At 71.8% G+C, this 26198-nt stretch carries 27 protein-coding genes and 1 pseudogene; 13 read left to right on the forward strand and 15 right to left on the reverse strand.

What is annotated here, in order from left to right:
* A complete protein-coding gene (locus ACIQM0_RS10605; RefSeq protein ID WP_401285560.1) occupies positions 1 to 1686 on the forward strand; it encodes a DUF885 domain-containing protein in 1686 nt (561 codons plus the stop codon).
* 53 nt (positions 1687 to 1739) lie between these two features.
* Here the strand turns inward: ACIQM0_RS10605 and ACIQM0_RS10610 are convergent, their stop codons facing one another.
* Positions 1740 to 2228 (reverse strand): rhodanese-like domain-containing protein, encoded by a 489-nt coding sequence (locus ACIQM0_RS10610; RefSeq protein WP_401285562.1) that lies wholly within the window; start codon positions 2226 to 2228, stop codon positions 1740 to 1742.
* Between the two features lie 93 nt (positions 2229 to 2321).
* On the opposite strand from ACIQM0_RS10610, the gene ACIQM0_RS10615 reads away from it, so the two are divergent.
* Complete coding sequence (locus ACIQM0_RS10615; protein WP_401285564.1) at positions 2322 to 2768, forward strand: Lrp/AsnC family transcriptional regulator; 447 nt, start codon at positions 2322 to 2324, stop codon at positions 2766 to 2768.
* Here the strand turns inward: ACIQM0_RS10615 and ACIQM0_RS10620 are convergent.
* The 3 genes from ACIQM0_RS10620 to ACIQM0_RS10630 all read right to left on the reverse strand — a co-directional run bounded on the left by ACIQM0_RS10620 (position 2758) and on the right by ACIQM0_RS10630 (position 7758).
* Positions 2758 to 5829: an AAA family ATPase gene (locus ACIQM0_RS10620; protein ID WP_401285566.1), complete on the reverse strand. Its 3072-nt coding sequence runs from the start codon at positions 5827 to 5829 to the stop codon at positions 2758 to 2760. The genes ACIQM0_RS10615 and ACIQM0_RS10620 overlap by 11 nt on opposite strands.
* Positions 5826 to 6992: an exonuclease SbcCD subunit D gene (locus ACIQM0_RS10625; protein ID WP_401285567.1), complete on the reverse strand. Its 1167-nt coding sequence runs from the start codon at positions 6990 to 6992 to the stop codon at positions 5826 to 5828. The genes ACIQM0_RS10620 and ACIQM0_RS10625 overlap by 4 nt, the downstream gene beginning before the upstream one ends.
* Before the next feature lie 139 nt (positions 6993 to 7131).
* The gene (locus ACIQM0_RS10630; RefSeq protein ID WP_401285569.1) at positions 7132 to 7758 is read right to left on the reverse strand and encodes a YigZ family protein; all 627 of its coding nucleotides are present in this window, start codon (positions 7756 to 7758) and stop codon (positions 7132 to 7134) included.
* Between the two features lie 59 nt (positions 7759 to 7817).
* Between ACIQM0_RS10630 and ACIQM0_RS10635 the strand changes: the two genes are divergently transcribed.
* Together ACIQM0_RS10635 and ACIQM0_RS10640 are read left to right on the forward strand one after the other, a co-directional pair.
* On the forward strand, positions 7818 to 8228 hold the full coding sequence (locus ACIQM0_RS10635) for a CoA-binding protein (RefSeq protein ID WP_401285571.1): 411 nt from the start codon (positions 7818 to 7820) through the stop codon (positions 8226 to 8228).
* 76 nt (positions 8229 to 8304) lie between these two features.
* Positions 8305 to 9159 carry an aminoglycoside N(3)-acetyltransferase gene (locus tag ACIQM0_RS10640; protein ID WP_401285573.1) on the forward strand — a complete coding sequence of 285 codons (855 nt, stop codon included), beginning with the start codon at positions 8305 to 8307 and terminating at the stop codon, positions 9157 to 9159.
* On the opposite strand, the gene ACIQM0_RS10645 is transcribed toward ACIQM0_RS10640, so the two are convergent.
* Together ACIQM0_RS10645 and ACIQM0_RS10650 are read right to left on the reverse strand one after the other, a co-directional pair.
* Positions 9149 to 9709: a YbaK/EbsC family protein gene (locus tag ACIQM0_RS10645; protein ID WP_401285575.1), complete on the reverse strand. Its 561-nt coding sequence runs from the start codon at positions 9707 to 9709 to the stop codon at positions 9149 to 9151. The two genes, ACIQM0_RS10640 and ACIQM0_RS10645, sit on opposite strands and share 11 nt — an antisense overlap.
* Positions 9710 to 9753: 44 nt before the next feature.
* Positions 9754 to 10326: a helix-turn-helix domain-containing protein gene (locus ACIQM0_RS10650; protein ID WP_401285577.1), complete on the reverse strand. Its 573-nt coding sequence runs from the start codon at positions 10324 to 10326 to the stop codon at positions 9754 to 9756.
* A 94-nt stretch (positions 10327 to 10420) separates the two neighbouring features.
* Between ACIQM0_RS10650 and ACIQM0_RS10655 the strand changes: the two genes are divergently transcribed.
* On the forward strand, positions 10421 to 11287 hold the full coding sequence (locus ACIQM0_RS10655) for an EamA family transporter (protein WP_401285579.1): 867 nt from the start codon (positions 10421 to 10423) through the stop codon (positions 11285 to 11287).
* 28 nt (positions 11288 to 11315) lie between these two features.
* Here the strand turns inward: ACIQM0_RS10655 and ACIQM0_RS10660 are convergent, their stop codons facing one another.
* Entirely contained in the window at positions 11316 to 12053 is a 738-nt protein-coding gene (locus tag ACIQM0_RS10660) for an acyltransferase (protein ID WP_401285581.1), read from the reverse strand.
* Between the two features lie 169 nt (positions 12054 to 12222).
* On the opposite strand from ACIQM0_RS10660, the gene ACIQM0_RS10665 reads away from it, so the two are divergent.
* Positions 12223 to 12753, forward strand: a complete 531-nt coding sequence (locus tag ACIQM0_RS10665) for a gamma carbonic anhydrase family protein (RefSeq protein ID WP_385034905.1) — start codon at positions 12223 to 12225, stop codon at positions 12751 to 12753.
* Positions 12754 to 12799: 46 nt separating this feature from the next.
* Here the strand turns inward: ACIQM0_RS10665 and ACIQM0_RS10670 are convergent, their stop codons facing one another.
* Positions 12800 to 13459, reverse strand: a complete 660-nt coding sequence (locus ACIQM0_RS10670; RefSeq protein ID WP_401285805.1) for a DedA family protein — start codon at positions 13457 to 13459, stop codon at positions 12800 to 12802.
* Between the two features lie 154 nt (positions 13460 to 13613).
* A complete protein-coding gene (locus tag ACIQM0_RS10675) occupies positions 13614 to 14051 on the reverse strand; it encodes a DUF4442 domain-containing protein (RefSeq protein WP_401285806.1) in 438 nt (145 codons plus the stop codon).
* Between the two features lie 154 nt (positions 14052 to 14205).
* Between ACIQM0_RS10675 and ACIQM0_RS10680 the strand changes: the two genes are divergently transcribed.
* Both ACIQM0_RS10680 and ACIQM0_RS10685 read left to right on the forward strand, forming a co-directional pair.
* Positions 14206 to 15294 carry a hypothetical protein gene (locus ACIQM0_RS10680; protein ID WP_401285583.1) on the forward strand — a complete coding sequence of 363 codons (1089 nt, stop codon included), beginning with the start codon at positions 14206 to 14208 and terminating at the stop codon, positions 15292 to 15294.
* A gap of 54 nt (positions 15295 to 15348) precedes the next feature.
* The gene (locus ACIQM0_RS10685) at positions 15349 to 16653 is read left to right on the forward strand and encodes an MFS transporter (protein ID WP_401285585.1); all 1305 of its coding nucleotides are present in this window, start codon (positions 15349 to 15351) and stop codon (positions 16651 to 16653) included.
* On the opposite strand, the gene ACIQM0_RS10690 is transcribed toward ACIQM0_RS10685, so the two are convergent.
* The 4 genes from ACIQM0_RS10690 to ACIQM0_RS10705 all read right to left on the reverse strand — a co-directional run bounded on the left by ACIQM0_RS10690 (position 16615) and on the right by ACIQM0_RS10705 (position 19815).
* Positions 16615 to 17460 carry a spermidine synthase gene (locus ACIQM0_RS10690; RefSeq protein ID WP_401285587.1) on the reverse strand — a complete coding sequence of 282 codons (846 nt, stop codon included), beginning with the start codon at positions 17458 to 17460 and terminating at the stop codon, positions 16615 to 16617. The genes ACIQM0_RS10685 and ACIQM0_RS10690 overlap by 39 nt on opposite strands.
* Before the next feature lie 108 nt (positions 17461 to 17568).
* Positions 17569 to 18738, reverse strand: a complete 1170-nt coding sequence (gene tuf, locus ACIQM0_RS10695) for an elongation factor Tu (RefSeq protein WP_401285589.1) — start codon at positions 18736 to 18738, stop codon at positions 17569 to 17571.
* A 92-nt stretch (positions 18739 to 18830) separates the two neighbouring features.
* Positions 18831 to 18989: a hypothetical protein gene (locus ACIQM0_RS10700; RefSeq protein WP_401285591.1), complete on the reverse strand. Its 159-nt coding sequence runs from the start codon at positions 18987 to 18989 to the stop codon at positions 18831 to 18833.
* Positions 18990 to 19077: 88 nt separating this feature from the next.
* Positions 19078 to 19815 (reverse strand): DNA alkylation repair protein, encoded by a 738-nt coding sequence (locus tag ACIQM0_RS10705; protein ID WP_401285593.1) that lies wholly within the window; start codon positions 19813 to 19815, stop codon positions 19078 to 19080.
* Between the two features lie 48 nt (positions 19816 to 19863).
* Between ACIQM0_RS10705 and ACIQM0_RS10710 the strand changes: the two genes are divergently transcribed.
* From ACIQM0_RS10710 to ACIQM0_RS10720, 3 genes and pseudogenes are all read left to right on the forward strand, one after another.
* A complete protein-coding gene (locus ACIQM0_RS10710; RefSeq protein WP_401285595.1) occupies positions 19864 to 20577 on the forward strand; it encodes a TVP38/TMEM64 family protein in 714 nt (237 codons plus the stop codon).
* A 183-nt stretch (positions 20578 to 20760) separates the two neighbouring features.
* Complete coding sequence (locus ACIQM0_RS10715) at positions 20761 to 21633, forward strand: undecaprenyl-diphosphate phosphatase (protein ID WP_401285597.1); 873 nt, start codon at positions 20761 to 20763, stop codon at positions 21631 to 21633.
* 65 nt (positions 21634 to 21698) lie between these two features.
* A pseudogene (locus tag ACIQM0_RS10720) lies at positions 21699 to 21797 on the forward strand (transposase); the annotation flags it as partial.
* A 51-nt stretch (positions 21798 to 21848) separates the two neighbouring features.
* On the opposite strand, the gene ACIQM0_RS10725 reads toward ACIQM0_RS10720, so the two are convergent.
* Positions 21849 to 22862, reverse strand: coding sequence for a helix-turn-helix domain-containing protein (locus ACIQM0_RS10725; RefSeq protein WP_401285599.1), 1014 nt, complete (start codon positions 22860 to 22862; stop codon positions 21849 to 21851).
* A gap of 418 nt (positions 22863 to 23280) precedes the next feature.
* Here ACIQM0_RS10725 and ACIQM0_RS10730 point away from each other — a divergent pair, with 418 nt between their 5' ends.
* Positions 23281 to 23709 carry a hypothetical protein gene (locus ACIQM0_RS10730; RefSeq protein WP_401285600.1) on the forward strand — a complete coding sequence of 143 codons (429 nt, stop codon included), beginning with the start codon at positions 23281 to 23283 and terminating at the stop codon, positions 23707 to 23709.
* 215 nt (positions 23710 to 23924) lie between these two features.
* The gene (locus tag ACIQM0_RS10735; RefSeq protein ID WP_401285602.1) at positions 23925 to 24293 is read left to right on the forward strand and encodes a VOC family protein; all 369 of its coding nucleotides are present in this window, start codon (positions 23925 to 23927) and stop codon (positions 24291 to 24293) included.
* 201 nt (positions 24294 to 24494) lie between these two features.
* Here the strand turns inward: ACIQM0_RS10735 and ACIQM0_RS10740 are convergent, their stop codons facing one another.
* Positions 24495 to 26006, reverse strand: coding sequence for a hypothetical protein (locus ACIQM0_RS10740; RefSeq protein ID WP_401285604.1), 1512 nt, complete (start codon positions 26004 to 26006; stop codon positions 24495 to 24497).
* Positions 26007 to 26198: the final 192 nt, after the last annotated feature.

Genomic DNA, 26198 nt, shown 5'->3' on the forward strand with positions numbered 1-26198 from the left:
ATGTCAGACACTCCCAGCAGCGCGCTGCCCCGCCAGGTCGCCGACGCCTACGTCAACGCGTTCATCCGACTCGACCCGATTTCCGGCACCTTCCTCGGTGTCGCGGAAAGCTCGCGCCGCCTTCCCGACTTCTCCCCCGCCGGCCAGGAAGCACTGGCCGAACTGGCTCGCGCCACGCTCGCCCGGCTCGACGCCGCGGAACAGCTGCCCGGTGCGGCCGACGACACCGAGCGCCGTTGCGGCCGTCTCCTGCGCGAGCGGCTGACGGCCGAACTCGCCGTCCACGAGGCCGATGAGTCGCTGCGTGCCGTCTCCAACCTGCACTCCCCGGCGCACTCGGTCCGTGAGGTGTTCACCGTGACGCCCACCGAGACGGACGAGGACTGGGCGGCGGTCGTCGACCGGCTCCGTGCGGTTCCGGCCGCGCTCGCCGGCTACCGGGAGTCGCTCGCGCTCGGTCTGGAGCGCAAGCTCCACGGCAGTCCGCGCGCCACGGCCACCTTCATCGACCAGCTCGACGAATGGGTCGGCGACGGTACGACGGGGTTCTTCCAGGACTTCGCCGCCGCGGGCCCGGCCGCTCTGCGCACCGGTCTCGACGACGGCGCCCGGCAGGCCGCGCAGGCGCTGGAGGAGCTGCGGCAGTGGATGCGCGAGGTGTACGCCCCCGCCATCGAGGGCGCACCCGAGGTGGTGGGCCGTGAGAGGTACGCCCGCTGGTCGCGCTACTTCAACGGCACCGACCTCGATCTCGACGAGGCGTACGCGTACGGCTGGTCCGAGTACCACCGGCTGCTCGCCGAGATGCGGACCGAGGCAGCGAAGGTGCTGCCCGGCGCGGGCCCCTGGGAGGCGCTGGCCCATCTCGATGTGCACGGCAAGCACATCGAGGGGGTCGACGAGGTCCAGGCTTGGCTGCAGGGGCTGATGGACGAGGCGATCGAGGCCCTGGACGGTACGCACTTCGAACTCGCCGAGCGGGTCCGCAAGGTGGAGTCCCGGATCGCCCCGCCCGGCGGCGCGGCGGCGCCGTACTACACGGGTCCGTCCGAGGACTTCTCCCGCCCCGGCCGCACCTGGCTGCCGACCATGGGCGAGACGCGGTTCCCGGTGTACGACCTGGTCTCCACCTGGTACCACGAGGGTGTCCCCGGTCATCACCTCCAGCTCGCCCAGTGGGCCCACGTCGCCCAGAGCCTCTCGCGCTACCAGGCGTCCATCGGCATCGTCAGCGCCAACGCGGAGGGCTGGGCGCTGTACGCGGAGCGGCTGATGGACGAGCTGGGCTTCCTTCCCGACGCCGAGCGCCGCCTGGGATACCTGGACGCGCAGATGATGCGCGCCTGCCGGGTGATCGTGGACATCGGCATGCACCTGGAGCTGGAGATCCCGGCCGACTCCCCGTTCCACCCCGGTGAGCGGTGGACGCCCGAGCTGGCCCAGGAGTTCTTCGGCAACCACAGCGGCCGGCCCGCCGACTTCGTGGAGAGCGAGCTGACCCGCTACCTCTCGATGCCGGGACAGGCCATCGGCTACAAGCTGGGTGAACGCGCCTGGCTGCTCGGCCGGGAGAACGCCCGCGCGGCGCACGGGGACTCCTTCGACCTCAAGTCCTGGCACATGGCCGCCCTTTCGCAGGGGCCGCTGGGTCTGGACGATCTGGTCGACGAGCTGTCGAAGCTCTGACCGGGCCGGCGGGCCGGGCCCCGGGGACGCCCCTGTGGTCCGGCGCGCCGCTGTCAGCAGCCGCAGTCCTCGGAGCCGGCCGGCGCGGTGAGCGGATCGGCGCCGCGCCGTTCGGGCCCCTGCCGGGTCTCGAACCCGAGGCCCTCGCGCACCCAGTACTCGAAGCCGCCGAGCATCTCCTTGACCCGGTAACCGAGTTCGGCGAGGGCGAGCGCGGCCCGGGTGGCACCGTTGCAGCCGGGCCCCCAGCAGTAGGTGACCACGGGCACGGCCGGGTCGAGCAGTTCGGGTGCCCGCTCGGTGATGAGCCCCGTCGGCAGGTGGACCGCACCGGGGATGTGTCCCCGGTCCCAGGCGGCGGTGGAGCGGGCGTCGAGGAGTACGAAGCCGGGGTCACCGCCGGCCGCCAGCGCGGCGGCGACGTCGGAGGCATCGGTGTGGAGGGCTAGCGAGGCCGCGAAGTACGCGGCGGCCGCGGCCGGATCGGCGGGCGGCACCCGGAGCACGGAATGGCCTGCGGTGGTGGCGGGCTGCGATGTCATGGTCGAAAATCTATGGCCGACGACGCCGTGCCGGAAGATGAGATCCCCGGCAGAGGGCTTGATCTGCCGGGGATTTCCCTGTTCTCTCGATGCATGACCGACTATTCCCCGGATGACACCGACTGGCGCATCCTCGATGTCCTTCAGCGCGAGGGCCGCGCCACGTTCGCGGAGCTCGCACGGGCGGTGGCGATGTCGTCGAGCGCCGTGACGGAGCGGGTGCGCAGGCTGGAGGAGGCCGGGATCATCAGCGGGTACGCGGCGGTGGTCGACCCGGAGCGGCTCGGGCTGCCGATTCTCGCCTTCGTCCGGCTGCGCTACCCGAACGGCAACTACAAGCCGTTCCACGACCTCCTCGACACCACGCCCGAGATCCTGGAGGCCCACCATGTCACCGGCGACGACTGCTTCGTACTGAAGGTGACGGCCCGCTCCATGAGCCATCTGGAGGCGGTGTCCGGAAAGGTCGGGGCGCTGGGGTCCGTCACCACGAGCGTCGTCTACTCCTCGCCGCTGCCGCGGCGGGCGGTCAGCCGCTGACCCCGTCCGCGGCCAGGTGGCGCACCGCGGATCCGTGGCGTTCCTTCACCACTTCGAGCTGGGCCGGGATGCGCCGGCGCAGGTCCGCGACATGGCTGACGATGCCGACGCTGCGGTCCCGCTCCCGCAGCGAGTCCAGCACGTCGAGCACCTCGTCGAGGGTCTGGTCGTCCAGGCTGCCGAAACCCTCGTCGATGAAGAGGGTGTCCAGGCGTACGCCGCCCGCCTCGTCGGTGACCACGTCGGCGAGGCCGAGTGCCAGGGCGAGCGAGGCGAAGAACGTCTCACCGCCGGAGAGCGTGGCCGTGTCGCGTTCACGGCCGGTCCAGGCGTCGATGACGTGCAGTCCGAGCCCTGCCCTGCGGCCACCGGTACGGGCGTCGGAGTGGACCAGGGTGTACCGGCCGGACGACATCCGCCGCAGCCGGGCGGTGGCGGCCGCCGCCACCTGTTCGAGGCGGGCCGCCAGGACGTAGGACTCCAGCCGCATCTTGCGTTCGTTGTCCGCCGAGGTGCCGGCGGTGAGCCCGGCGAGCCGTGCGATCCGCTCGTACTCCTCGCGTACCGGGCCCAGTCCACGTACCTCGTCCGCCGCGCGCCGGGACAGCCTGCCGAGTTCGGTGCAGCGCTCCCGCGCCGCGGCGTGGGTGCCCGCCGCGTCCCGCAGCAGCCGCTCGGCCGTGTCGAACACCGGCTGCGCGGCGTCCGGGGCGGCCGGGGGCAGGCCGGCGGCGGCGCGGGCATCCGTCTCGGCGAGCCGGTCGGCGACCGCCGCGGCCTCGGCCTGCCAGGCGTCGATCCGGTGCTGGAGCTCTCGCTGCCGGGAGTCGGGGAGCACCGTCCCGGCGGCGTCCTGCGGGGTGTCGAATCCGGCCCGGAACGCCGCGTCGGCGAGCCGGTCGTCGGCCTCCTTCAGCCGCGCCGCCGCGCTCTCCTCCTCGCGCAGCGTCGCGGCGGCCTCGACGAGCAGGGCGACCCGGTGCTGAAGGAGGGCGGCGTGCTCGGTGACGCTGCCCGCCGCGCCGCGGGCCTGTGCCAGCACCTCTTCCAGTGCTGCCTGTTCGGCGTCGAGGCCTTCGCGCCTGGAGGTACGGGCCGCGGCCCGGCGTTCGGCCTGCTGCCGGGCCCCGGCCCGCTGTTCCTGCTCGCGTTCGGCGGCCGCGAGGGCCTCGCGCGCCGCGTGCGTCCCAGTGGCGGTCCGGTAGGCCTCCGTGTGCTCCCGGGTCAGTGTGTCCACGAGATCGGTGAGCGCTGCGACCGTCGGCCCGGCCGCACGGTCCTGGTCGCCCGGAGCGTCGGCGGCCTGGCCGTCCCCGGTCTCCGCGGCCTCCGCGGCCTCCGCACGAGCCGCCGCGTGCCGCTCACGTACGGCCGCGAGCGCGTGCTCCGCCTCGGTGCGCGCCTGTTCCGCGCGCCGGTGGGCGGCCTCCGCGGCGTCCTCCGTGGCCTGGTCGACGTGTCCGTCGCCGGCACGGGCGGGCCGCGGGTGGTCGGGCGAGCCGCATACCGCACAGGCCTCGCCGTCGGCCAGTTCTCGGGCGAGCTCCGCCGCGATGTCGCGCAGCCTCCGTTCGCGCAGGCCGAGCCAGGCCTCGCCGGTGGCGAGGGCACGCTCCCGGGCCGCACCGAGGCGCTCCTCGGCGTCCGACACCTGTGCGGCCAGCGCGTCCCTGCGCCGGGCCGCGTCCAGACGGCGGCGGGCCGGGTCGAGCCGCCCTGCCAGGAGTTCGGCGCGGGTCGCCGCTTCCTGGGCCGCCTCGATGCGGGTGTGCAGACCGTTCCGGGTGGACTCCCAGCCGGCCAGCCAGCTGTCGGCGTCCCGGATCAGTTCGTCGTCCGCGCGGGCCTGCCGTTCCAGCGCGGTCCGTTCGCTGTCGATCTCGGCGCCGCGCCGCTCGGCACGACGTGCGGCGTCCAGACCGCCGAGTTCCTCACGGAGTCTGCGTTCCAGCGCCGTCAGCTGTTCGGCACCCGCGTCGGCCAGGTCGCCGGGCAGTCCGGCCCGGGAGCGGTCGCGGGCCGCGTCCGCCCGCCGGTGCGCCCGCCCGGCCTCCTCGCGAAGCTCCAGCGCGGGCGCGACGAGATCCGCCTTGCGGGCGCGCTTCAGCCGCTCCTGCGCCTGATCGTGCTCGGCACGGCCGGCCTCCAGCGCGGTGGCGCGCCGCCGGGTCTCCTCGTACCGCTGCTGGAGCCCGGCCAGTTCGCGTGCGCTGTCCAGGGCCAGCCGGGCGGCCGTCTGCCGGCCCTCCGCCGCCCTCAGCACCGACGCGGCGATGTCGAGGCGTTCCCGGGCGCTGCTGCGCGCCGTCGCGGCCCATTCCAGTACGGCGTCCGCGAGCCCCGGTTCACCCGGCTGGATGCCGGGCAGCGGGCACTCGCTCGCGGCGGGTCCTGCCGCCTGGGCGATCCGCTGGGCGACGGCGAGGATCCTCTCGTCCCCGGCCCTCACCTGTGTCCCGGCGGCCCGGCGCAGCTCGGCGAGGTGCTCCTCGACCGCGGCGAAGCGTCGGGTGTCGAAGAGCCGGCCGAGCAGTTTGCCGCGCGCCTCGGCGTCGGCGCGCAGGAAGCGGGCGAAGTCGCCCTGCGGCAGGAGGACCACCTGGCAGAACTGGTCCCGGCTCATTCCGATGAGCTGGGTGATCTCCTCGCCGATCTCCTGGTTGGAGCGGCTCAGCGCCCGCCACCCCTCGTCGGGGACGTACTCACGCAGCCGGCTCTGCGCCTTCTCCGTGGTGTAGCCGTCGCCCTTCTTCTTGGGGCGGGTCTGGGCGGGGCTCCGGGTGATCTCCAGGCGGCGCCCGCCGATGGTGAGTTCGAGCCGGATCTCGGTCAGCAGGTCCACCGGGGCGTGGTCGCTGCGCAGCGAGGTTCCGGGGCTCTGCCGGGCTCCGGGCACGGCGCCGTACAGTCCGTAGCAGACGGCGTCGAGGACCGAGGTCTTGCCGGCACCGGTCGGTCCGTGCAGCAGGAAGATCCCGGCCGCGGAGAGCGCGTCGAAGTCGATCTCCTCGGTGGCGCCGAACGGTCCGAAGGCGGTGATGCCGAGCCTGTGGAGCCTCATCGGTTCACCTCGCGCACGCTGTCGTCGACCCGTACGTGGTCGAAGGCGCCGCGCAGCACCGTCCGCTCCGGCTCGTCGGTGCCGTACCCGCCGCGGACATGGGCCACGAAGTCCTCCGCGATGCTCTGGTCGTCGCGTCCGCGCAGCCGCTCGGCGTAGGAGGTCTGCGGGTCCTCGGGGGCCCGTTCCGGTTCGAAGGCGAGGCTGAGCGTGTGCGGGAACCGCTCGGCGAGTCGGGCCATCGGCTCGGCCGGGCGGACCGGGTCGGTGAGGGTGGCCTCCACCCAGGAGAGTTCGTGCCGGTCCAGCGCGGGGTCGTCGAGGAGGGTGTCGAGACGGCCGCGGAGCCTGGCGAGGGGGCGGGGCACCGGGCACTCGATCCGTTGCGCGTCGATCGCGCCCGCGCCGTCCAGGTCGATCAGCCACATCGTCTTGCGGTGGGCGGCCTCGGAGAAGGAGTAGGCGAGCGGGGACCCTGAGTACCGGACGCGTTCGGTGACGGTCTGGCAGCCGTGCAGATGTCCCAGCGCCACGTAGTCGACGCCGTCGAAGACCCCGGCGGGAACCGATGCCACCCCGCCGACGGTGATGTCGCGTTCGCTGTCGCTCGGCTCGCCGCCCGCGACGAAGGCGTGGGCGAGGACGACGGAGCGGGTGGTGTCCGCACGCGTTCCGAGATCGGCGCGGACCCGGTCCATGGCGGCGGTCAGCACGGCCTCGTGCCCGGGCCGCTCGGACTTGAACATGTCCTTGACGAGGGCGGGTTCCAGGTACGGGAGCCCGTAGAACGCCACGTCGCCGTGCGCGTCCGCGAGCACGACCGGGGTGGCGCAGTGCGCGGGATCGGTACGCAGGTGGATGCCGGCCCGCCCGATGAGCCCGGCACCGACACCGAGCCGGCGGGCCGAGTCGTGGTTCCCGGAGATCATCACGGTGGGGACACCGGCCGCGGCGAGCCGGTGCAGCGCGTCGTCGAAGAGCTGGACGGCGGAGAGCGGCGGCACCGCCCTGTCGTACACATCACCCGCCACCAGTACGGCATCGACCTCGTGGTCACGGACCGTCGCCACCAGGTGGTCGAGGTAGGCGGCCTGGGCATCGAGCAGCGAGACCCGGTGGAACGACCGCCCCAGGTGCCAGTCCGATGTGTGCAAAATCCTCAAGACCAGGCTCCGACCTGCATGTTTCGCTTCCTCTACCCGTGGGGCCGCACTCCTTGTGCTCCGGAGGGGCCCGGACCCGGCGGCCGGTGCTCGTCACACCCGCGCGGCCCTGCCCCTGGCCCCCCGCGCACCACAGTACTCAGGCGTCCCCGTAGGACTCGCCGCCCAGCTCCAGTTCCGCCTCGCCCGCCGTCGCGCCGGCCAGCCAGCGGCGGAACTCCGCGACGTCGGCGTCCGGCAGCCCGATCTCGATGGTCACCGCCTCGGCGTAGCGGACCTCGCGCACGGTCCGTCCGGTGGCCCTCAGTTCGTTCTCCAGCCTGCCCGCCCGCTGGTGGTCCACGGTGACGGTCGCGAGCCGGAAGCGCTGCCGGGTGAGCGTGCCGAGCGCGTCGAGGGCCTCGCCGACCGCTCCGCCGTAGGCCCGGATCAGCCCGCCCGCGCCGAGTTTCACCCCGCCGAAGTAGCGGGTGACGACCGCGACGACGTACCGCATCTCGCGACGGGTCAGCATCTGGAGCATGGGTACCCCGGCGGTGCCTCCCGGCTCGCCGTCGTCACTCGCCTTCTGTACGGAGGCGTCGGCGCCGATCACGTACGCGAAGCAGTTGTGGGAGGCGGTCGGGTGTTCCCTGCGGACGCGGGCGACGAACTCCTGCGCCTCCTGTTCGGTGGCGGCGGGGGCGAGCGCGCAGATGAAACGCGATCGGTTGACCTCGGTCTCGTGCACGCCCGCTCGGGCGACTGTCCGGTACTGCTCCTGCATCCGGCCAGCCTATGCGCAGGTACGGGAATGGTCCGGGGCGGCCGTCCGTTGTGCGGATCATGTACGCAGACACGGAGACGATCCGCAGAATCCTGACCGGGACGGGCGACACCTGGGCGGTGGTGGGGCTCTCCGACAACCGCTCCCGCGCGGCCTACGGCGTGGCCGAGGTCCTCCAGCGCTTCGGGAAGCGGGTGGTCCCGGTGCATCCCAAGGCGGAGCGGGTGCACGGCGAGGACGGCTACGCCTCACTGGCCGACATCCCGTTCCCGGTCGACGTGGTGGACGTCTTCGTCAACAGCGAACTGGCCGGCCCGGTGGCCGACGAGGCGGTCTCGATCGGCGCCTCCGCGGTCTGGTTCCAGCTCGGGGTGATCGACGAGCAGGCGTACGAACGCACCCGGGCGGCCGGGCTCGACATGGTCATGGACCGGTGCCCCGCCATCGAGATCCCCGCGCTGGGACGCTGAGGGACGGCTCCGGTCCACCGGTCGGCCGTGTGTGCGGGGTGTCACACTCCGCTTCCGGCTGGAACAATGGCCCGCTGTGAGTACTGCACCTGCCCTCGGTGTGCTGAGCGCCTCCCACACCCGTGCCCGGCTGGCCGGACAGCTGGTCCGGCTCGGCGTGGAGCGGGGCGGCGTCCTGCTGGTGCATGCCTCGCTGCGTGCGGTGGGAGCGGTGGACGGCGGGGTCCGCGCCGTGACCGACGCCCTGCGGGACGTGCTGGGAGCGCAGGGCACGCTGGTCGTCCCGGCCTTCACTCCGGAGAACTCCGACACCTCCCCGCAGTACCGCGCCCGGGTCCGCGGTCTCGGCGACCGGGACCGGGACGCCGTGCGGGCTGCCATGCCCGCGTTCGACCCCACCAGCACGGCCGCCCCGTCGATGGGCCGGCTGGCCGAGACGGTGCGCCGGTCCCCGGGCTCCGTGCGCAGCGCCCATCCGCAGACGTCGTTCGCGGCCGCGGGCCCGCTGGCCGGTCATGTGGTGGCCGGCCACCGCCCCGACTGCCATCTCGGCGAGGACTCCCCGCTGGCCCGGCTGTACGAGCTGCGGGCGCAGGTCCTGCTGCTGGGGACCGGCTTCGGCTCCTGTACCGCGTTCCATCTCGCCGAGTACCGCGTCCCGTCCCCGCCCTTGCGCACCTACCGCTGTGTGGTGCGCGACGGCGGCGGGCGGCGGCGGTGGTGGGAGTACGCGGACGTGGCTCTGGACGACAGTGATTTCGCGGCCCTGGGTGCGGACTTCGAGCGGTCGGGCCGGCCCCCGGCCGTCGCCGCCGGCCCGGTCGGCTCGGCCCCGAGCCGTCTGTTCCGCTTCCCCGAGGCGGTCGGCTTCGCCACCCGGTGGCTGCCCGCGCACCGTCAGGGCGGCGCGGGCGACCGCTTCAGCCCGTGATGCCGAGACCTTCGACCACGACCGCTCCTGGCAGCGCCGCAAACGCCTTGCCCGGCATGATCAGTTTGCCCCGGCGGCTGCCGCTTCCGATCAGGACCCATTCCTGGTCCACGACGGCGGGATCGATCAGCAGGGGCCAGCTGTCCGGTAGTCCGACGGGAGTGATGCCGCCGTACTCCATGCCCGTGTCACCGACCGCCGTCTCCATCGGGGCGAACCGCACCTTGCGGACGCCGAGGTGCTTGCGAACGGCCCCGTTCACATCGACGCGGGAGTGGGACAGCACCAGGCAGGCCGCCAGGGTGACGTCTCCCCCGCGCTTTCCCGCCACGACGACGCAGTTGGCCGACCGGCTCAGCAGCTCGGCCCCGTGGTGCTCGACGAACGCCGCAGTGTCGGCGATCTCCGGGTCCGTGTCGACGTGGATGATCTGCTCGGCGGGAAAACCGCCCCAGCCCTCCCGGACCGCCGCCGCCACCGGTGCGGTGAGCAGTTCGAGGCGTTCGGCAGCGGGGCGGGCATCCTCGAAGGAGCCGATGGGTGCGCGCATGCGCGCCACGCTAACAGCGCCGCGCTCCGGCCCGGTTGGGCGTCTCATCTGACGGGCGGGATGGACACGGCCATGGTGAGTTCGACGGGCTCGGAGCCCTCGTTCCGGTAGGTGTGGGGATGGTGCGCCTCGAAGGTGGCGGAGGTGCCGGCGGGCACGGTGTACGAGGTTCCGTCGACGACCAGGGTGAGATCGCCCGCGGTGACGTGGAGCAGTTCGACGGTCCCCTCGGGGTGCGGATCGGAGGCGCTGCCGTCGCCGGGCGCCAGCCGCCAGGACCAGAGTTCCAGCGGGCCCCGCGCCTCGGTGCCGACCAGCAGGGTCGTGGCGCTTCCCGCCTCCGTGGACCACATGCGGACCGCCTGACTGGCGGGCACCAGGCGGACCGGGGAGCCCTGGTCGTAGTCGAGCAGCGTGGTGATGCTGACGCCCAGCGCGTCGGCGAGCTTCACCGTGGTGCCGACACTCGGGTTGGTGCGTGCCTGCTCGATCTGGATGATCATGCCGCGACTGACCCCGGCACGGGTGGCGAGAGCGTCCAGGGTGAAGCCCCGCTCCCCGCGCCAGCGCTTGAGATTGCGCGCGAGGGACTGGGTCAGCTGGTCGAGATCAGTCACATTCCGTCCAATATTTTGGATGACAGGGTCAAAAATACTGCACTACGGTGTGGTGTACCCAACCGTCCACCGCACTGTACTGCGAGGCTCCCGCATGACCGTACTCTTCGCCCTCGCCACCAGTCTGCTGTGGGGGCTGGCCGACTTCGGCGGCGGGCTGCTGACCCGGCGCGTGCCCGCCCTCACTGTCGTGGTCGTCTCGCAGACCGCCGCGGCGGCCGTGCTCGCGGTGATCGTGACCGTCACGGGCGCCTGGAGCGAGGCGAGTGGGCAGCTCTGGTTCGCCGTCGCGGCCGGCGCGGTGGGGCCGGTCGCGATGCTGAGCTTCTACAAGGCACTGGCGCTCGGGCCGATGGGTGTGGTGTCCCCGCTCGGTTCGCTGGGGGTCGCCGTACCGGTGAGCGTCGGGCTGATCGCGGGCGAGCGTCCGGGGCTGATGCAGTTCGCCGGGGTCTCCGTCGCGGTGGTGGGCATCGTGCTGGCGGGCGGGCCGCAGCTGCGGGGCGCCCCCGTGCAGCGCCGGGCGGTGCTGCTGACCCTGGTGGCGGCGTTCGGCTTCGGGGCCGTGATGTCCCTGATCGCGCACGCGTCCACCACCGTCACCGGCCTCTTCCTGGCCCTCTTCGTACAGCGCGTCACCAACATCGCGGTGGGCGGCACGGCACTGTACGTCTCGGTGCGCCGCGGGGCCCGTGCGCTTCCGGAGGAGGGCGGGGTCGCCGTGGTGCGGGCCGCGCTGCCCGCCCTGGCGTTCGTGGGTCTCGCGGACGTCGCGGCCAACGGGACGTACTCGATCGCCGCCCAGCACGGGCCGGTCACCGTCGCCGCCGTACCGGCCTCGCTCTACCCGGTGGTCACGGCCCTGGCCGCGCGCGGCTTCCTGGGGGAACGGCTGCGCGGCGTGCAGGCGGCGGGCGCCGGACTCGCACTGGTGGGCACGGTGCTGCTCGCGACCGGGTGACGGGAGCGGGCGGCCCCGGCTCCGGCGGTCAGCTCTCGTCGAGTTCCGCGACGGCCAGCAGCTGTTCGGGAGTCACACCCTCCGGGATCGGCACCGGGGCCGGGGTGCGCAGGGGCGGCTGCCAGCCCTTCTCCGGGTCCCAGCTGCGTACGACACGGGCCGGGGCGCCGGCCACCACCGCGTGGTCGGGCACCTCTCCGCGGACCACCGCCCCCGCCGCCACCACCACGTTGCGCCCGAGCCGGGCACCCGGGAGGATCACCGCTCCGGTGCCGATCCAGCAGCCGGGGCCGATGGCGACCGGCTCCATCCTCGGCCACTGCCGGCCGACCGGCTGCTGCGGATCGTCATAGCTGTGGTTGGTCGAGGTGATGTAGACGTACGGCCCGCAGTACGTGTCCGAGCCGATCGTCACCGTGGTGTCGGCGACGACGTGGCTGCCGCGGCCGAGCACCACCCCGTCGCCCAGGGTCAGTATCGGGTCGGTGCCCAGGTCCAGATCGGGCATGAGGCCTGCCGTGAGAGTGACCTGTTCACCGATGATGCAGTGGTTGCCGAGCTCGATCCACCGCTCCCCGAAGACCGTGCCCTGCGGGAAGGCGAGCCGGGTGCCCTCGCCGATCCGGCCGAACCGCAGCCCGCCGGGGTGCGCCGGCGTGACCGCACCCGCCTCCCGCACCCAGCGCCAGCAGCGGTGGACGGCCCTCGACAGGGCGCGCCGCCGCCAGGCGGTCAGGGAGGAGACCGTGTCTCTGTTCTTCGGCACTCGCACACGGTAGTCGGCACGCCCGGGGCCGGTATCCGCGCCGGCCTGTGATCTTCACCCCACCGGGACCCGGACCCGCGTGCCCGTCGCATACCGTTTGCCGGCGGGACCGGACAGCCCGGCCGGAACGGCCGGGGCCCACACGCACCGGAGCACGGAGGAACGCGCGATGGCAGAGCAGGCGTTGATCACCGCGATGGGCGGCAAGGAACCGGACATCGACGCGTCCGCGTTCACCGCACCGACGTCGGTCGTGATTGGCGAGGTCACCATGGCGGCCGGGTCCAGCGTCTGGTACCACGCCGTACTGCGCGCGGACTGCGGCCCCATCGTCATCGGCGCCGGTTCCAACATCCAGGACAACTGCAGCGTCCATGTCGATCCCGGTTTCCCCGTCACGGTCGGCGAGCGCGTCTCGGTCGGGCACAACGCGGTGCTCCACGGCTGCACCGTCGAGGACGACGTGCTGATCGGCATGGGGGCCACCGTCCTGAACGGTGCGCACATCGGCACCGGTTCGCTGATCGCCGCCCAGGCCCTGGTGCCGCAGGGAATGCGGGTGCCGCCGGGTTCGCTGGTCGCGGGCGTGCCGGCCAAGGTCAAGCGGCAGCTGACCCAGGAGGAGCTGGACGGCGTGAAGTTCAACGCGGTCGGCTATGTGGAGCTGGCCAAGGCGCACCGCGAGGCGTTCGAGGACTGAGCACGGACGCGGGGGATCCCGGCCGCCCAGCGAGGATCCGTACGGGTCAGTCGGCCGCCGGTACGGTCCCCGGCTCGGGTGTGGAGTGCGCCGTGGAGCGCGCGGCCGCCTTCTTGGTCCGGTTCTTGAGGACCAGCATCGAGGTGAGCCCGATCAGGACCGCGATCGCCAGTCCCAGGTACGAGAACCGCTTGAGCCACTCCTCGGCCACGACACCCACCGAGTAGATGACGGCCGTGGTGCCGCCCGCCCAGGCGATCCCGCCGAGCACGTTGGCGATCAGGAACTTCCAGTACGGCATGTGCAGAACACCGGCGAGCGGCCCGGCGAAGATGCGCAGAAGTGCGACGAAGCGGCCGAAGAAGACCGCCCACATGCCCCACTTCTGGAACGAGCCCTCCGCCATGGCGATCTGGCCCTCGCCGAAGTGCCGGGGGAACTTTCCGCCGAGCCAGGCGAGCAGCGGCCGTCCGCCCCTGCGGCCGATGGTGTAACCGATCGAGTCGCCGATCACCGCCCCGGCCGTGGCGCAGGCGCCCAGGATCCACGGGTTGATGCCGTCGTGTCCCGCGGCCAGCAGCGCCGCGCTGATCAGGACGATCTCGCCCGGCAGCGGGATGCCGAGGCTTTCCAGACCGATGACGACGCCCACCAGCAGGTAGACGCTGATCGCGGGGACGTTCTCCAGCCATTCCTGGATGTGCAACGCCGGTTCCTCCGTAGTGATGTCCTGTCGCACGCCGGACAACTCCTCGGCGCACAGCGGGAAGCCTACCCGGCGCGCCGCCGGCCCGGACAGCACGAAGGGCCGCCCCGCACCCCTGCCGGGTGGGCGGCGGCCCCTGCGGTGCGGGCCGGGCTCAGCCGTTCGGTCGCAGCGTCCAGACCACCGTCATCTCGCCGGTCACGGCGCCGTCCGCGCGCTGGATCTCGATGGTCACAGGGAATTCGGGGCGCTTGCCCTCGTCGAGTTCCGCGACGACGTCCGCCACCGGCCGGCCGAGGGTGGCGGTCGCGGTGACCTCGCCCATGGCCAGCTTCGTGTAGCCGATCTCGGCCTTCACGGCGAGCGGGACGGCACGCGTCAGCTGGTCCCCGAACGCGGCGATGACGATGGCGCCGCTCGCCGATTCCGCCAGCGTGAACATCGCGCCGGCGTGCGGTCCGCCGACATGGTTGTGGAAGTCCGTCTGGTCCGGCAGACGGACCACCGCGCGTTCGGCGGTGGACTCCAGGAATTCGAGGTTGAGGGTCCGGACCATCGGAACCGTCGCGGCGACCATCTCGCCCGCGGTCATGTGTTCAGCGCTCATGAGCTTGATGTTACTCACGGGTAGATGTGTTTGGCCATGCCTCCGCCATCACCCGGCCCACGCCTGATCCCGTTCTTCACCGACCGCTCACGGGGGCGGCCGTAGCCGACCGGAGGACGCACCTCTATCGTTACTCGCCATGTGGCCAGGACAGCAGCCGCCCGGGGGCGAGCAAAACCCGCAGGACCCGAACCAGAACCCGTACCAGCAGCCGGGTTACCAGCAGCCGAATCCCTACCAGCAGCCGGGATACCAACAGCCGGGCACACCCGAGCAGCAGCCCGGTTACGGCTACCCGCAGCAGGGTCAGCCGGGGCAGCAGCAAGGTCAGCCGGGCTACCCGCAGCCCAACCCGTACCAGCAGCCGACCGTTCCGCAGTACGCGGTGGCCGGTCCGCCCGGCGGGCCTCAGCCCGGCAACGACAAGAAGCGGACGACCGTCGTCGCGATCGTCGCGGCGGTCGCGGTCGTCGCCGCCGCCGTGGTCACGGGTGTCGTCGTGATGAACAAGGACGACGACAAGGACGGCAAGAACGTCGCCGACGACAAGAAGTCGTCCGCGCCCGCCAAGCCCTCCGAGTCCGCGTCGCCGGAGGAGAACCCGCGCGGTGCCGGCGAGGACGCCAAGCCGCTCATCGCGGGCTGGAAGGTGGTGACCAACCCGAAGTGGGGCACACAGTTCGACGTGCCCGGCGACTGGGAGGTCTCGCGCCCCGGCGTCTCCTCGTTCTTCGAGGACGACAAGAAGGGTGACGGCTCGCCGCTCATCGGCTTCTCCGCGCCGGCCGACCTGAAGAGCAAGTGGTGCGTCGACGACGCCGACCACGACGGCACCAAGGAGAACACCAGCCTGGCCGGTACCGGCACCCGGGGCGCCGAAGGTGCCACGGACGCCGATGTGAACGCCAGGAACGAGGCGGGCACCTGGGCGTGGGCGGCCTATGCCCAGCACATGCCGAAGAGCACCATCAAGATCAGCAAGCCGAAGCAGTACACCACCAAGGCGGGTCTGACCGGCAGCCTGGTCACCGCCACGGCGCCCAATGTCACCAAGAAGAAGAAGTGCGACAGCGACGGCAAGACCATCGCCTTCACCTTCAAGAACAGCAGCGGCGCCTTCTCCTCCTGGGTGCTGTACGGCGCCGCCGGTGTCCCCGACGAACTGCCCGACTCGACGATCCAGAAGATTCTGAGCACGGTGCGCCTGGTGGAGATCTCCGAGCCCTGATGCTCCGCCGCAAAGCATTTGGCACCGCGGGGTCACTGCGGCGATAGTCCCTGGGTGACAGCCGCCGACCTCGCACCCCCGTCGGCCCGCCCCTCCGGGGCGGGCCGCAACTACCGGCTGCTGACCGCCGCCGCGATCATCACGGGCCTGGGCACCAACGGCGCGCTGATCGCGGCGGCGTTCGCGGTTCTGGAGTCGGGAGGCGACGCCGGCGACGTCGGGCTGGTCGCCGCCGCCAGGACCGCGCCGCTGGTGCTCTTCCTGCTGATCGGCGGGGCGGTCGCGGACCGGCTGCCGCGCCACCGGGTGATGGTCGCGGCGAACACCCTCAACTGCCTCTCGCAGGCCGCCTTCGCCTGGCTGGTCCTGGCCGGGGACGCCCGGCTGTGGCAGATGATGGTGCTCACCGCGCTCTGCGGTACCGGGCAGGCCTTCTTCGGCCCGGCGGCCGAGGGCATGCTGATGTCCACCGTCAGCGGCGAACAGGCGAGCCGCGCCTTCGCCCTCTTCCGGATGTCCGTGCAGGGCGCCGCCATCGGCGGAGCGGCGCTGGGCGGCGCCATGATCGCGGCGATGGACCCGGGCTGGGTGCTGGCGATCGACGCGGCCGCCTTCGCGGTGGCCGGCGCTCTGCGCTCCTTCCTCGACGTCAGCCACATCCCCTCGCGTGCCCCCGGTGGCGGTCTGCTCGCCGATCTCCGGGACGGCTGGCAGGAGTTCGTCGGCCGCACCTGGCTCTGGGCCGTCGTGGCGCAGTTCTCCGTGGTGGTCGCCGCGGTCGGGGCCGCCGAGGCGGTCTACGGGCCGCTGGTCGCCCGGGACCAGCTCGGCGGTGCCCGCCCCTGGGGCCTCGCGCTGGCCGCGTTCGGCGTCGGCACGGTGGGCGGGGCGGTACTCATGATGCGGTGGAAGCCGCGGCGGCTGCTGCTGGCCGGGACGCTCTGCGTCTTCCCGCTGGCACTGCCCTCGGCGGGGCTCGCCGTGCCGCTGCCGGCGGCCGGGCTCTGCGCGGTGATGTTCGTCAGCGGGGCCGCCATCGAGGTGTTCGGCGTGTCCTGGATGACGGCGCTGCATCAGGAGATCCCGGAGGAGAAGCTGTCGCGGGTCTCGGCCTACGACTGGTTCGGCTCGGTGGCCATGGTGCCGCTCGCCACCGCGCTCGCCGGTCCGGTGGAGTCCCTGGTCGGGCGCAGTCAGGCACTGTGGGGCTGCGCCGCGCTGGTCGTCCTGGTCACCGGGGCGGTGCTGTTCGTACCGGACGTCCGCAATCTGACGCGCCGGACCGCCCCCGCCGAGGTGGTGGCCGGGAGTACACCCGCGTCAGCCGATGCCGAAGGAGCCGTCGGGCGGCTCGGGTGAGTCGACCGCCTCGTCGTCACCGACCGGCCTGGCGCCCTTGACGAGCCCGGCCACGGCCGCGCCGTGCTCGACGCGGGCCACGAACGGGTCGGCGGCGCAACGGCGGATGAGCGCGGCCGTGTCGACGGGGGTGTGGGACGCGACGAGGACGACGTTGCCGAAACGCCGGCCGCGCAGCACCGCCGGCTCGGCGATCACCGCGAGCTCCGCGAAGACGGACCCGAACGTGGCCAGCTGCGGGCGCAGGAAGTCGAAGGGCGCCCCGTCCGCGAGGTTGGCGGCGTAGATCCCGCCGGGCCTCAGCGCCCGCGCCGCGGCCTGCGCGTAGGGGACGGAGGTCAGGTGGGCGGGCACCCGTGAGCCGCCGAAGACATCCGCGATCAGGACGTCCACGGAACCGGGTGCGGTCGCCTCCAGATGCTCGCGGGCGTCCACGCCGTGCACGGTGATCCCGCTGCCGTCCGGCAGCGGCACGTACTCGGCGACGAGGTCGAGCAGCCCCCGGTCGGCCTCGGCGACGTCCTGCCGGGATCCGGGGCGGGTGGCCGCGACATAGCGGGGCAGGGTGAGGGCCCCGCCGCCGAGGTGCAGCACGTCGAGCGGTGCGCCCGGTTCGGCGGCGCAGTCCACGACGTGGCCGAGCCGTCTCGTGTACTCGAATTCCAGGTGTTCCGGCGCGTCCAGGTCGACGTACGACTGGGGTGACCCGTCGACGGTCAGCAGCCAGGCCCGCTCCCGGTCCACGTCGGGGAGCAGTCTGGCGGTGCCCCGGTCCACGTCGCGGACGACCGGTATCGACTCGTTCACTCCCCCATTGTGCGGGCCCGCCCGGCTGCTCATGACCACGGAGCACGGCCGGGTCCGCCTCCCGTGGGGTTCGGGGGCGGACCCGGCCGCGCCGTTACGGCTCCGGGCTCAGAGCAGCCCGGTGACCGTGCCCGCGCCGATCGTGCGGCCGCCCTCGCGGATGGCGAAGCCGAGGCCGGTCTCCAGCGGTACGTCCCGGCCCAGCTCGACGGTCATGGTGACCGTCTCACCGGGGCGCGCCACCGCCGCCGCGCCGAGGTCGACGTCACCGACGACATCCGCGGTGCGGATGTAGAACTGCGGCCGGTAGCCGGTGGCGACCGGGGTGGTCCGGCCGCCTTCCCGCCCCGACAGGACGTACACCTGCGCGGTGAACCGCCGACTCGGTGTCACGCTGCCCGGTGCGGCCACGACATGGCCGCGGCGGACCCGGTCGCGCTCGACCCCGCGCAGGAGCAGCGCGACGTTGTCGCCGGCCTCGGCGGACTCCATCGGCTTGCCGAAGGTCTCCAGACCGGTGACGACGGTCTCGGTGTCCGCGCCGAGCACCGCGACCCGGTCACCGACGCGGACGGTGCCGCGCTCCACGGCGCCGGTGACCACCGTGCCCCGGCCGGTGATGGTCAGGACGTTCTCCACCGGCAGCAGGAACGGCGCGTCGGTGTAGCGCACCGGCATCGGTACGTAGGTGTCGACGGCGTCGAGCAACGCCTCCACCGCCGCCGTCCAGCGCGGGTCGCCCTCCAGGGCCCGCAGACCCGACACCCGCACGACGGGCACGGTGTCGCCGCCGTACCCGTGCGCGGACAGCAGCTCGCGCACCTCCAGCTCGACCAGGTCGGCCAGCTCGGGGTCACCCGCGTCGGCCTTGTTCAGCGCGACGACGATGTGGTCGACGCCCACCTGGCGGGCGAGCAGCACGTGCTCGGCGGTCTGCGGCATGATCCCTTCGAGCGCGGACACGACGAGGATCGCCCCGTCGAGCTGGGCAGCGCCGGTCACCATGTTCTTGATGTAGTCGGCGTGGCCGGGCATGTCGACGTGCGCGTAGTGCCGGGTGCCGGTCTCGTACTCGACGTGCGCGATGTTGATGGTGATGCCGCGCTGCGCCTCCTCCGGCGCCCGGTCGATGCGGTCGAACGGGACGAACGTGCCGGTGCCGCGGTCGCTGAGGACCTTGGTGATGGCGGCGGTCAGGGTGGTCTTGCCGTGGTCGACGTGGCCCATGGTGCCGATGTTGAGGTGCGGCTTGGTGCGCACGTATGCCGTCTTGGGCATGGCTCATTCCTTGGATTTCGAAGCTGAGAGAGAAGACCCCAGGGCCCCGCCGACCCTCCCCTTACGGGGTCCGCCGGACTGTCGGGGGAGGGTCAGCTTCGGGCGCCGCCGATGGGCGCCGCCGCAGCGGTGAACACTGCTGCTGCGAGTGCTGTGGTGACGGCTGCTGCCGTGGTGACCGCGACGTTCGCGGCAGCCTTCGGCGCGTCCGCGACTGCGGACTGCGCTGCGAGGAAGGCGTACCGGAACATGCCTCGATCATGTCGGACGGCCGCGCGCCGGTCGAGCGATTTACGGCGGGCGGTACGGGAGTCGGCGGCGGCGCTCTTCGCCCGCCCCTCAGAGGTGCTTGGTGGCCTCTCGTGCGGACAGCGGCGACAGCCGCCCGCGGGCGCCGTCGACGAAGTCGCGTACAACCTCCGGGTCGGTCTTCGCGTACTCGCGCAGGGACCAGCCGATCGCCTTGCGGATGAAGAAGTCCGGGTGCCCGGCCCGGCGCAGGCAGTACCCGAAGAGCCGTCCGGTGTCGGTGGCTTCCTTGTAGCGCAGCTGGTGCAGCAGTGCGGTGCGGACGATCCAGGGGTCGTCGTCCTCGATCCACGCGTCCATGTCCTGCCGGAGCGCCGGGTCCGCGGCCACCAGCGGACCCGCGACATGTGCCGCCAGCAGATCGACGGTGTCCCACCAGGGCACGGTGGAGACCAGATGGCGCAGGACCGGCAGGAATCCGGACGAGCAGCGCGCGGCGTGGCGGCGGAGGTAGTCGGCGGCGAAGTACTGGTACTCGCGCTCGGGCAGCTCCCAGCAGCGCAGCGCGATGGCGGCGCAGTCCGCCTCACCGGGACGCGCGGTGCCTTCCAGGACGGTGCGGGACAGCTCCCGGCGCCGGGGGGTGGGAATGCCGAGGAACGGTGCGACGTCCTTCATGTACGCGGCGGCGGACCGGGCGCGCACGGGGTCTGCGGCCGTCGGATACAGCGCGGTGAGGCGCTCCAGGACGGTGTCGGCAAGCGCGCTGCCGGGGAGCCCGGGGGCGGCTCCGGGCGTATCGCCGGCGGTTTCGGCTCCGTCGCTCATAACGGTCACATTACGACGATCACACCTTGTGTCGGATACTCTCCCCGCATGCTCGACCCCGTCTCCGTCTCCCGGCCCGCCACCGGTCTCGCCGCGCGCTGCACGAGGGTGCTGTTCTCGCCCTGGTCCCGGCTCTCACTGCTCGTGGCGGTGCTGCTGGCCGCCGCGACGACGATGCTGCTCCTCGAACCCCAGCGGCTGCTCGCCTCCGGCTGGCCGGCCCACCTGAGCGGCGGGGCCGCCGCGGTCGTGCTCTTCGGCCTCGCGTACGGCGTGTCCACGGTGGCCTTCGTGCCGCGGCCGCTGCTCAACCTCGCCGCCGGGGCGCTGTTCGGCACGCAGGCCGGTCTGGCGGCGGCGCTGGCGGGCACGGTGCTGGGCGCGGGCATCTCGTTCGGGCTCGGCAGGGTGCTGGGACAGGACGCGCTCCGCACGCTGCTGCGCGGGCGCTGGATGCGGGCGGCGGACGGGCAGCTGAGCAGGCACGGATTCCGCTCGATGCTGGCGCTGCGGCTCTTCCCCGGAGTGCCCTTCGCCGCCGCCAACTACTGCGCCGCCGTGTCGCGCATGGGGTATCCCCCGTTCCTGGCCGCGACCGGGCTGGGGTCGATCCCCAACACGGCCGCGTACGTCGTGGCGGGCAGCGAGGCCTCGTCGCCGACGTCGCCCGCGTTCCTGGCCGCGATGGGGTTCATCGTGCTGACCGGTGCCGGCGCGGCCGTCGTCGCCTGGCGCAGGCGCCACCGGCTGGGTGCCGAGTGACGCGGGGGTACGGCCGGGGGTTGTCGTAATCCTGTTCACCCGGGGGCGATACGCTTCCCGCGACCGACAGACGGTCTCCGGGCCCCATGCGGCCCTGCCCTCACATGACCGCAATCCGCACGCTGCCGACGGCGCCCATGGCTGTCGGACGATGCATGATCACTTCAGGATGGCCCAAGCCCCATGAGCTGGTTCGAATCCTTCGTCCTCGGCCTCGTTCAGGGACTGACCGAGTTCCTGCCGATCTCCTCCAGCGCGCATCTGCGGCTCACCGCGGCGTTCGCCGGCTGGCACGATCCGGGGGCGGCGTTCACCGCCATCACCCAGATCGGCACGGAAGCCGCAGTCCTCATCTACTTCCGGAAGGACATCGTCCGGATCGTCGGGGCGTGGTTCAAGTCGCTGACGAACCGCGCGATGCGGAGCGACCACGACGCGCAGATGGGCTGGCTGGTCATCGTCGGCTCCATCCCGATCGGCGTACTGGGCGTGACGTTCAAGGACCAGATCGAGGGCCCCTTCCGCGACCTGCGGCTGATCGCCACCACGCTGATCGTGATGGGCATCGTCCTCGGCATCGCCGACCGCATGGCCGCCCGTGACGAGACCGGCGGCAAGCACCGGGCGATCAGGGAGCGCAAGTCCCTGAAGGAACTGGGCATCAAGGACGGCCTGATCTTCGGCTTCTGCCAGGCGATGGCCCTGATCCCGGGCGTCTCCCGCTCCGGCGCCACGATCAGCGGCGGGCTGCTGATGGGCTACACCCGCGAGGCCGCGGCCCGTTACTCGTTCCTGCTCGCCGTCCCGGCGGTGCTGGCCTCCGGCGTCTTCGAGCTGAAGGACGCGGGCGAGGGACATGTGGCCTGGGGTCCGACGATCTTCGCGACGTTCATCGCGTTCGGTGTGGGCTACGTGGTCATCGCCTGGTTCATGAAGTTCATCACGACGAAGAGCTTCATGCCGTTCGTCATCTACCGCGTACTGCTCGGCATCGCGCTGTTCGCGCTGGTGGCGGCGGGTGTGCTGAGCCCGCACGCGGGTGAGTCGGCGGGCTGACCGAGGTTCTCCGCCGCGCACCGTTCGCTTCGCGCGTCCGACGCATACGCCTGGGCCGGATCGGCGGCCGGCCACCGAATCACGACCTACGCGGCCTTCTGGCCGCGGATCTCTACCTGAACCGGACCGGGATCCCGTGGCGCCACCTCCCGCATGACTGCCCCCGTTGCAAGGGGACACCGGTCGCTCAACGGGCGGCGCCAGAAGCGGAGAAGTCAGCGCGACCGTCCGTGCGGTGCCGCCTCGGACGAAGCCGCTGCGGCTTTGCAGTGCCGGTGGTCGCTGGGAGTGTGACCGAGCGCAGCACGGAAAGTCCGGCTGAATCGGGCGGGGTCGGTGAACCCCCATCTCGCACCGATGACATGAATGGGGACCGCGGACAGGTCCGGATCGACGAGGTCGGCGGCGCAGCGTGCGAGCCGCCGTCGGCGTATGGCTGCGGACACCGTCTCGCGTCGCTCCTGGAACAGTCGGTGCAAGAGCCGTGTCGAGATTTGGTGGTGCGCGGCGATAGGGGCGGGCGAGAGGTCCGGGTCGGGCAAGTTGTCCTCGATATACCTGTCGATGCGGCGCAACAGCATCCGGTGACGCGCGTGGGGCGACAAGCGGCTGGAGTCATTCAGATGATGGGCGAGAAAAGCTGTCGCCAGGTCCAGCGCCGCCGAACCGAGCGGTTCGCAATGCCGTTCATCCAGTGTTGCGGCCTGTCGGACGAGAGACTTCAGGAAGTCCGCGAACACCGCTCCGACGCCGGTCGCGGACGACATCCGCTGTGCGAGCAGCTCGTCCATCCTGCGCTCCGGAAGGGGGAGTGTCGCCCTGGGCAGGTGCATGAGGACAGCGCTGGAGGTGGCGGCTCCCGGGGCAAGGGTGGCCAGCCCGCTGTAGGGGCGGGAGGAACTCCACACCGTCAGGTCGCCCGCGGACAGCTGGATGTCCCGGCGTGACTGGGAGACTCCCATCGCCCCGTCCAGGACGAGGACGAGTTCGTAGGTCTCCGGATCCGATCGTCGGATCAGCCGTTGGGTGCGCTCCGATCTGAGACCCGGGAAGGACATCGTGGTGATCTGCACGGCAGGCGTCACCAGGGCACCCGTGGTTCCTGCGAAGCCCGCCGCGTATTCGCTCGTGATTCGGGTCGGGGCTACGCTCCGGCTCACCGTCTCGCACCACCAGTCGAACCTCGCATCCGGAGACAGAGCCGTGGTGTCGAACGCGGTGAAGCCCACGTGAGGCCGCCCTTCTCTCATCTCCCGCATCTCCCACGAGAGCGCCATGCTCCCAGCGTCGGGTCGCCCGCGACGCACACAACGGGGATACGGCTTGATCTATACCTGCCACGAGGAAGTGCCGACGCAAGGTCCCCCGGAAGCACTGGGCGCGAAGAGACAAGGATTCGTGCACTCCTCGCCAACGACACCACCGTGATGCCCGGAGCAGACTCTCTGTCAGCACGGTGATCGCCGCAGTATCGGGGGGAGCGGGGAGCGAACGTGCGCCTGCCGGAGGCTCTCCCAGCTGGGGAGAGCCTCCGCTTTCCGCTGGTCGGCGCGCGTCCGGTTCCGCTCCATGACGCCGCCACCCGTGCCGTACTGGTCGATTCGTCACCGAGCTCCTCTGCACATCCCCCTAAAAGGAGAGTCTCTCTTGCGCCGTCTGACCAGCATCGCCCTGCGCTGCGCCCTCGCCCTCGGAGTCGCCGCCGGCCTCGTAGCCACCACCGGACCGACTGCCGCAGCTGCTGGGTGCGGGAGCCTCAAGCCCGGCAGCTACTTCTGTGATGTCACGTACACGCCGAACGGCCTGATCCTGATCTACACCAACCTCCACTCCGACCACCACGAGTACGCGCACTGGAAGGTCGTCGGCTCCACCGGTCAGGAAGTGTGGTTCGACCGGTCCACCAATCCCTCTGCAGGGTGGGACCCCTACGTGAACAAGACGTACATCGTCCCCGGGGACGCCGGTGTCCAGGACTCCGCGTCGTTCAACTCCCCCATCTACGACGGGTCGCCCTGGCAGGCCAGGGCGTGCACCTGGACAAGCGGGAAGACTTACTGCAGCAAGTGGCACTGACCTCGCCGTTCCGCTTGGCGTGCAGAACTGCCCATGGAAGCTCCGCCACCTTGAAGTGACTGGTCAACGGGGTGGCGTGACCTCGTTTCGGGGTGCCTGTGCTGGTCGTGGGCGGCAGTCCGTGCTGCCGATCGTCCGGCGGGGTGGTCTCGCCGGTGAGTTCACCGTCGCCGAACGGTCTACTCAGCGACACGACCGTTCTCGACAGGAGTGCCATGTCCACCATCCAGCCTGTGATCCTGACTGCCGACCAGGACGTTCTGCTCGGCTTCTATACGAAATTGTTCGGCGCCGAGGAGATCTTCCGGGTGCCGGAGGAAGGCGCCGCCTTCTGCCTCGGCCTGCGCATCGGCGACACCGACCTCGGGCTGGTGGCCAAGACGGACCTGGGGACCGGGGCGGCGTCGCGGATCCTGCTCAGCATCGGTGTCGACGACGTCGACGAGACGCTCGCCCGGGTGGAGGCGCTCGGCGGCTCGGTCGGCGGAGGCCCCGAAGACATGCCGTGGGGACAGCGCGTCGCCCACATCAAGGACCCCGACGGCAACCCGGTGAACCTCACTCAGCCGATCCCCGCCCGGTGACGCGGCTCCGGGGCGCGTGCTGATCGTGGGCCACCTGCGGTAGAGGTCAATGGCCGGCAGTGGCCCCGATGCTCGTCAGGACGAGCAGCGCGCGCCGCGACGGCCGCCGGGGCATCGTCGCGCTCGGCTGCGTCTACGAGCGCGACACCGTCACCCGGCCAACGCCCACTCACACTCACACTCACCGAACGAAGCGGCCTCCTAATCCCTGACCTTGAGGAAGCGCATCCGGGTTGCGCCGTTGCTGTCGGTGCCGCCGGCCTCGGCGTTGGAGATCTTGCCGCCGGTGAGGACGAACATCAGGTGCAGGCGGACCGTCCGGGGGCCGGAGGCGACCGTGTACTCGGTCATGATGTGTGTGGTTCCGCCTTGCTGCTCCTGCCTCTCCGCGTTGATCGCCGCGATCTGGGTGAAGCTCGTCAGGAGGGTGTCCGTGGTCTCGTCCCGGAGCCAGCCGATGATGTAGCCGCTGCCACCGGTGGCGGAACCGAGCGCGTACCGTACATCGCTGTCGATGTGATACACCCCGGCTTCCGGAAGCACGATGTCGGACTCGGGGATCGGGACGTCGGTACCGGTCCGGGCCAGGAGGTTGGCGTTCTGCCGCTCGGCGTTGTGGAACGCGCTCACCGGAGTGAGGCGGGCGCCGATCTCCCACGTCTCGGGGCAGCCGGGCGTGCCGGTGACGTCGATGTCCACCGACCGTTCGATGCTGCTGTTGCCGCCGGGAGCGATACCCGTCAGGTCGATCCGCGGCACAAGCAGCCCACCGGTCGTGTTCCGTGCGGCATTGCACGGGGACGGGTCCAGAGCCGGCGTGTCGGGCGCGTACAGACAACCGTCGCTGCCCCGGGTGATGGCGTTGCCCCGGTCCGTGGAGATGCACGGGGGCCGGGCGGTGGCGCATCCGTCCTGGCAGGAGGCGACCGGGATGACCGGCGGGACCGCGGCATAGGGAGTATTCGAGCCGTCGAGGGTGTCGGTCGTGCAGGTGACCGTGCCATCGCAGTCGCGGCAGGTCGTACGGAGGAACGGCCTGCCGCAGCCCGGGGAGGACGCCTGGACGGTGAGGACGAAGCTGTCGACGGTCCACCGCTTGGGACCGACTCGGCAGGTGTCGTCGTTGCCGGTTTCCAGGTTGAGCTCGACGACGATCTTTCCCGCGAGAACGTCCGCGAGGGGCACGGTGGTCGGGGGGATGACGCCGTTGTCGTCACCGCCCGCCGGCAGATCGGGTGGGCCGAGGAGATCGGTGCGGATCGGAGTCGTGCCGTTCCACAGGGCGAAGCGGCCGTAGAGCTGGCAGGCCGTGCTCCTGCCGTCGTTGTGCACATGGACCGAGGCGCTGATCGTGACGCCGGTGGGGTTGCCGCGCAGCGCCGTGGGATCGATGTGCACGACGCCGGCGAGCCAGGTGTGCTGCCCGTTGTGCGTCCCGTCGTCGGCCGGGAACGTGCCCGTGCCGCTGTTCAGGATGGTCTGGACGACGACAGGGTCCAGCGCGGCATGGGTGTTGGCGATGGTGTAGTACGGCGTCGGGTCGGTGCTGCTCGCGGTCGCTGCGATCCGGTACGGCGCGGAGTCGCGCAGTGGGGTCGTCTCGCAGTGCTCGCACGGCTTGGAGCCGGGACAAGCGGCGGGGGGACAGGCCGGCTTGGAGGGCTGACAGCCGCCGATGGCGACGGGGGACTGCCCGCAACCGCATCCGCTCATGGGTCAACTCCTTATGTACGGTGGGGTGGTGGCAGTGGTGGTGACCGCCCTGCCCGCATCGAGGCGGTTGGCGCACGAGGGGGGTGGCGCGCGCCGGGCTCGTCGGCCGAAACGGATGAAAGTCGGTCCGGTGCAGGCACGTTGAGGAATACCGGCGGACCTGAAGTCGGCCGCGCGACCGGGGAGCGGAAG

It is taken from the genome of Streptomyces sp. NPDC091387 (assembly GCF_044756945.1).
Classification (GTDB): domain Bacteria; phylum Actinomycetota; class Actinomycetes; order Streptomycetales; family Streptomycetaceae; genus Streptomyces.

What these genes read in the sequence shown, in the direction of transcription:
- ACIQM0_RS10630 (WP_401285569.1), bottom strand. Translation starts at nt 7,758, where the DNA reads ATGCAGGAGCAGTACCGGACAGTCGCCCGAGCGGGCGTGCACGAGACC.
- ACIQM0_RS10635 (WP_401285571.1), top strand. Translation starts at nt 7,818, where the DNA reads ATGTACGCAGACACGGAGACGATCCGCAGAATCCTGACCGGGACGGGC.
- ACIQM0_RS10620 (WP_401285566.1), bottom strand. Translation starts at nt 5,829, where the DNA reads ATGAGGCTCCACAGGCTCGGCATCACCGCCTTCGGACCGTTCGGCGCC.
- ACIQM0_RS10665 (WP_385034905.1), top strand. Translation starts at nt 12,223, where the DNA reads ATGGCAGAGCAGGCGTTGATCACCGCGATGGGCGGCAAGGAACCGGAC.
- ACIQM0_RS10705 (WP_401285593.1), bottom strand. Translation starts at nt 19,815, where the DNA reads ATGAGCGACGGAGCCGAAACCGCCGGCGATACGCCCGGAGCCGCCCCC.
- ACIQM0_RS10655 (WP_401285579.1), top strand. Translation starts at nt 10,421, where the DNA reads ATGACCGTACTCTTCGCCCTCGCCACCAGTCTGCTGTGGGGGCTGGCC.
- ACIQM0_RS10645 (WP_401285575.1), bottom strand. Translation starts at nt 9,709, where the DNA reads ATGCGCGCACCCATCGGCTCCTTCGAGGATGCCCGCCCCGCTGCCGAA.
- ACIQM0_RS10605 (WP_401285560.1), top strand. Translation starts at nt 1, where the DNA reads ATGTCAGACACTCCCAGCAGCGCGCTGCCCCGCCAGGTCGCCGACGCC.
- ACIQM0_RS10710 (WP_401285595.1), top strand. Translation starts at nt 19,864, where the DNA reads ATGCTCGACCCCGTCTCCGTCTCCCGGCCCGCCACCGGTCTCGCCGCG.
- ACIQM0_RS10700 (WP_401285591.1), bottom strand. Translation starts at nt 18,989, where the DNA reads ATGTTCCGGTACGCCTTCCTCGCAGCGCAGTCCGCAGTCGCGGACGCG.
- ACIQM0_RS10675 (WP_401285806.1), bottom strand. Translation starts at nt 14,051, where the DNA reads ATGACCGCGGGCGAGATGGTCGCCGCGACGGTTCCGATGGTCCGGACC.
- ACIQM0_RS10680 (WP_401285583.1), top strand. Translation starts at nt 14,206, where the DNA reads ATGTGGCCAGGACAGCAGCCGCCCGGGGGCGAGCAAAACCCGCAGGAC.
- ACIQM0_RS10740 (WP_401285604.1), bottom strand. Translation starts at nt 26,006, where the DNA reads ATGAGCGGATGCGGTTGCGGGCAGTCCCCCGTCGCCATCGGCGGCTGT.
- ACIQM0_RS10715 (WP_401285597.1), top strand. Translation starts at nt 20,761, where the DNA reads ATGAGCTGGTTCGAATCCTTCGTCCTCGGCCTCGTTCAGGGACTGACC.
- ACIQM0_RS10735 (WP_401285602.1), top strand. Translation starts at nt 23,925, where the DNA reads ATGTCCACCATCCAGCCTGTGATCCTGACTGCCGACCAGGACGTTCTG.
- ACIQM0_RS10615 (WP_401285564.1), top strand. Translation starts at nt 2,322, where the DNA reads ATGACCGACTATTCCCCGGATGACACCGACTGGCGCATCCTCGATGTC.
- ACIQM0_RS10610 (WP_401285562.1), bottom strand. Translation starts at nt 2,228, where the DNA reads ATGACATCGCAGCCCGCCACCACCGCAGGCCATTCCGTGCTCCGGGTG.
- tuf (WP_401285589.1), bottom strand. Translation starts at nt 18,738, where the DNA reads ATGCCCAAGACGGCATACGTGCGCACCAAGCCGCACCTCAACATCGGC.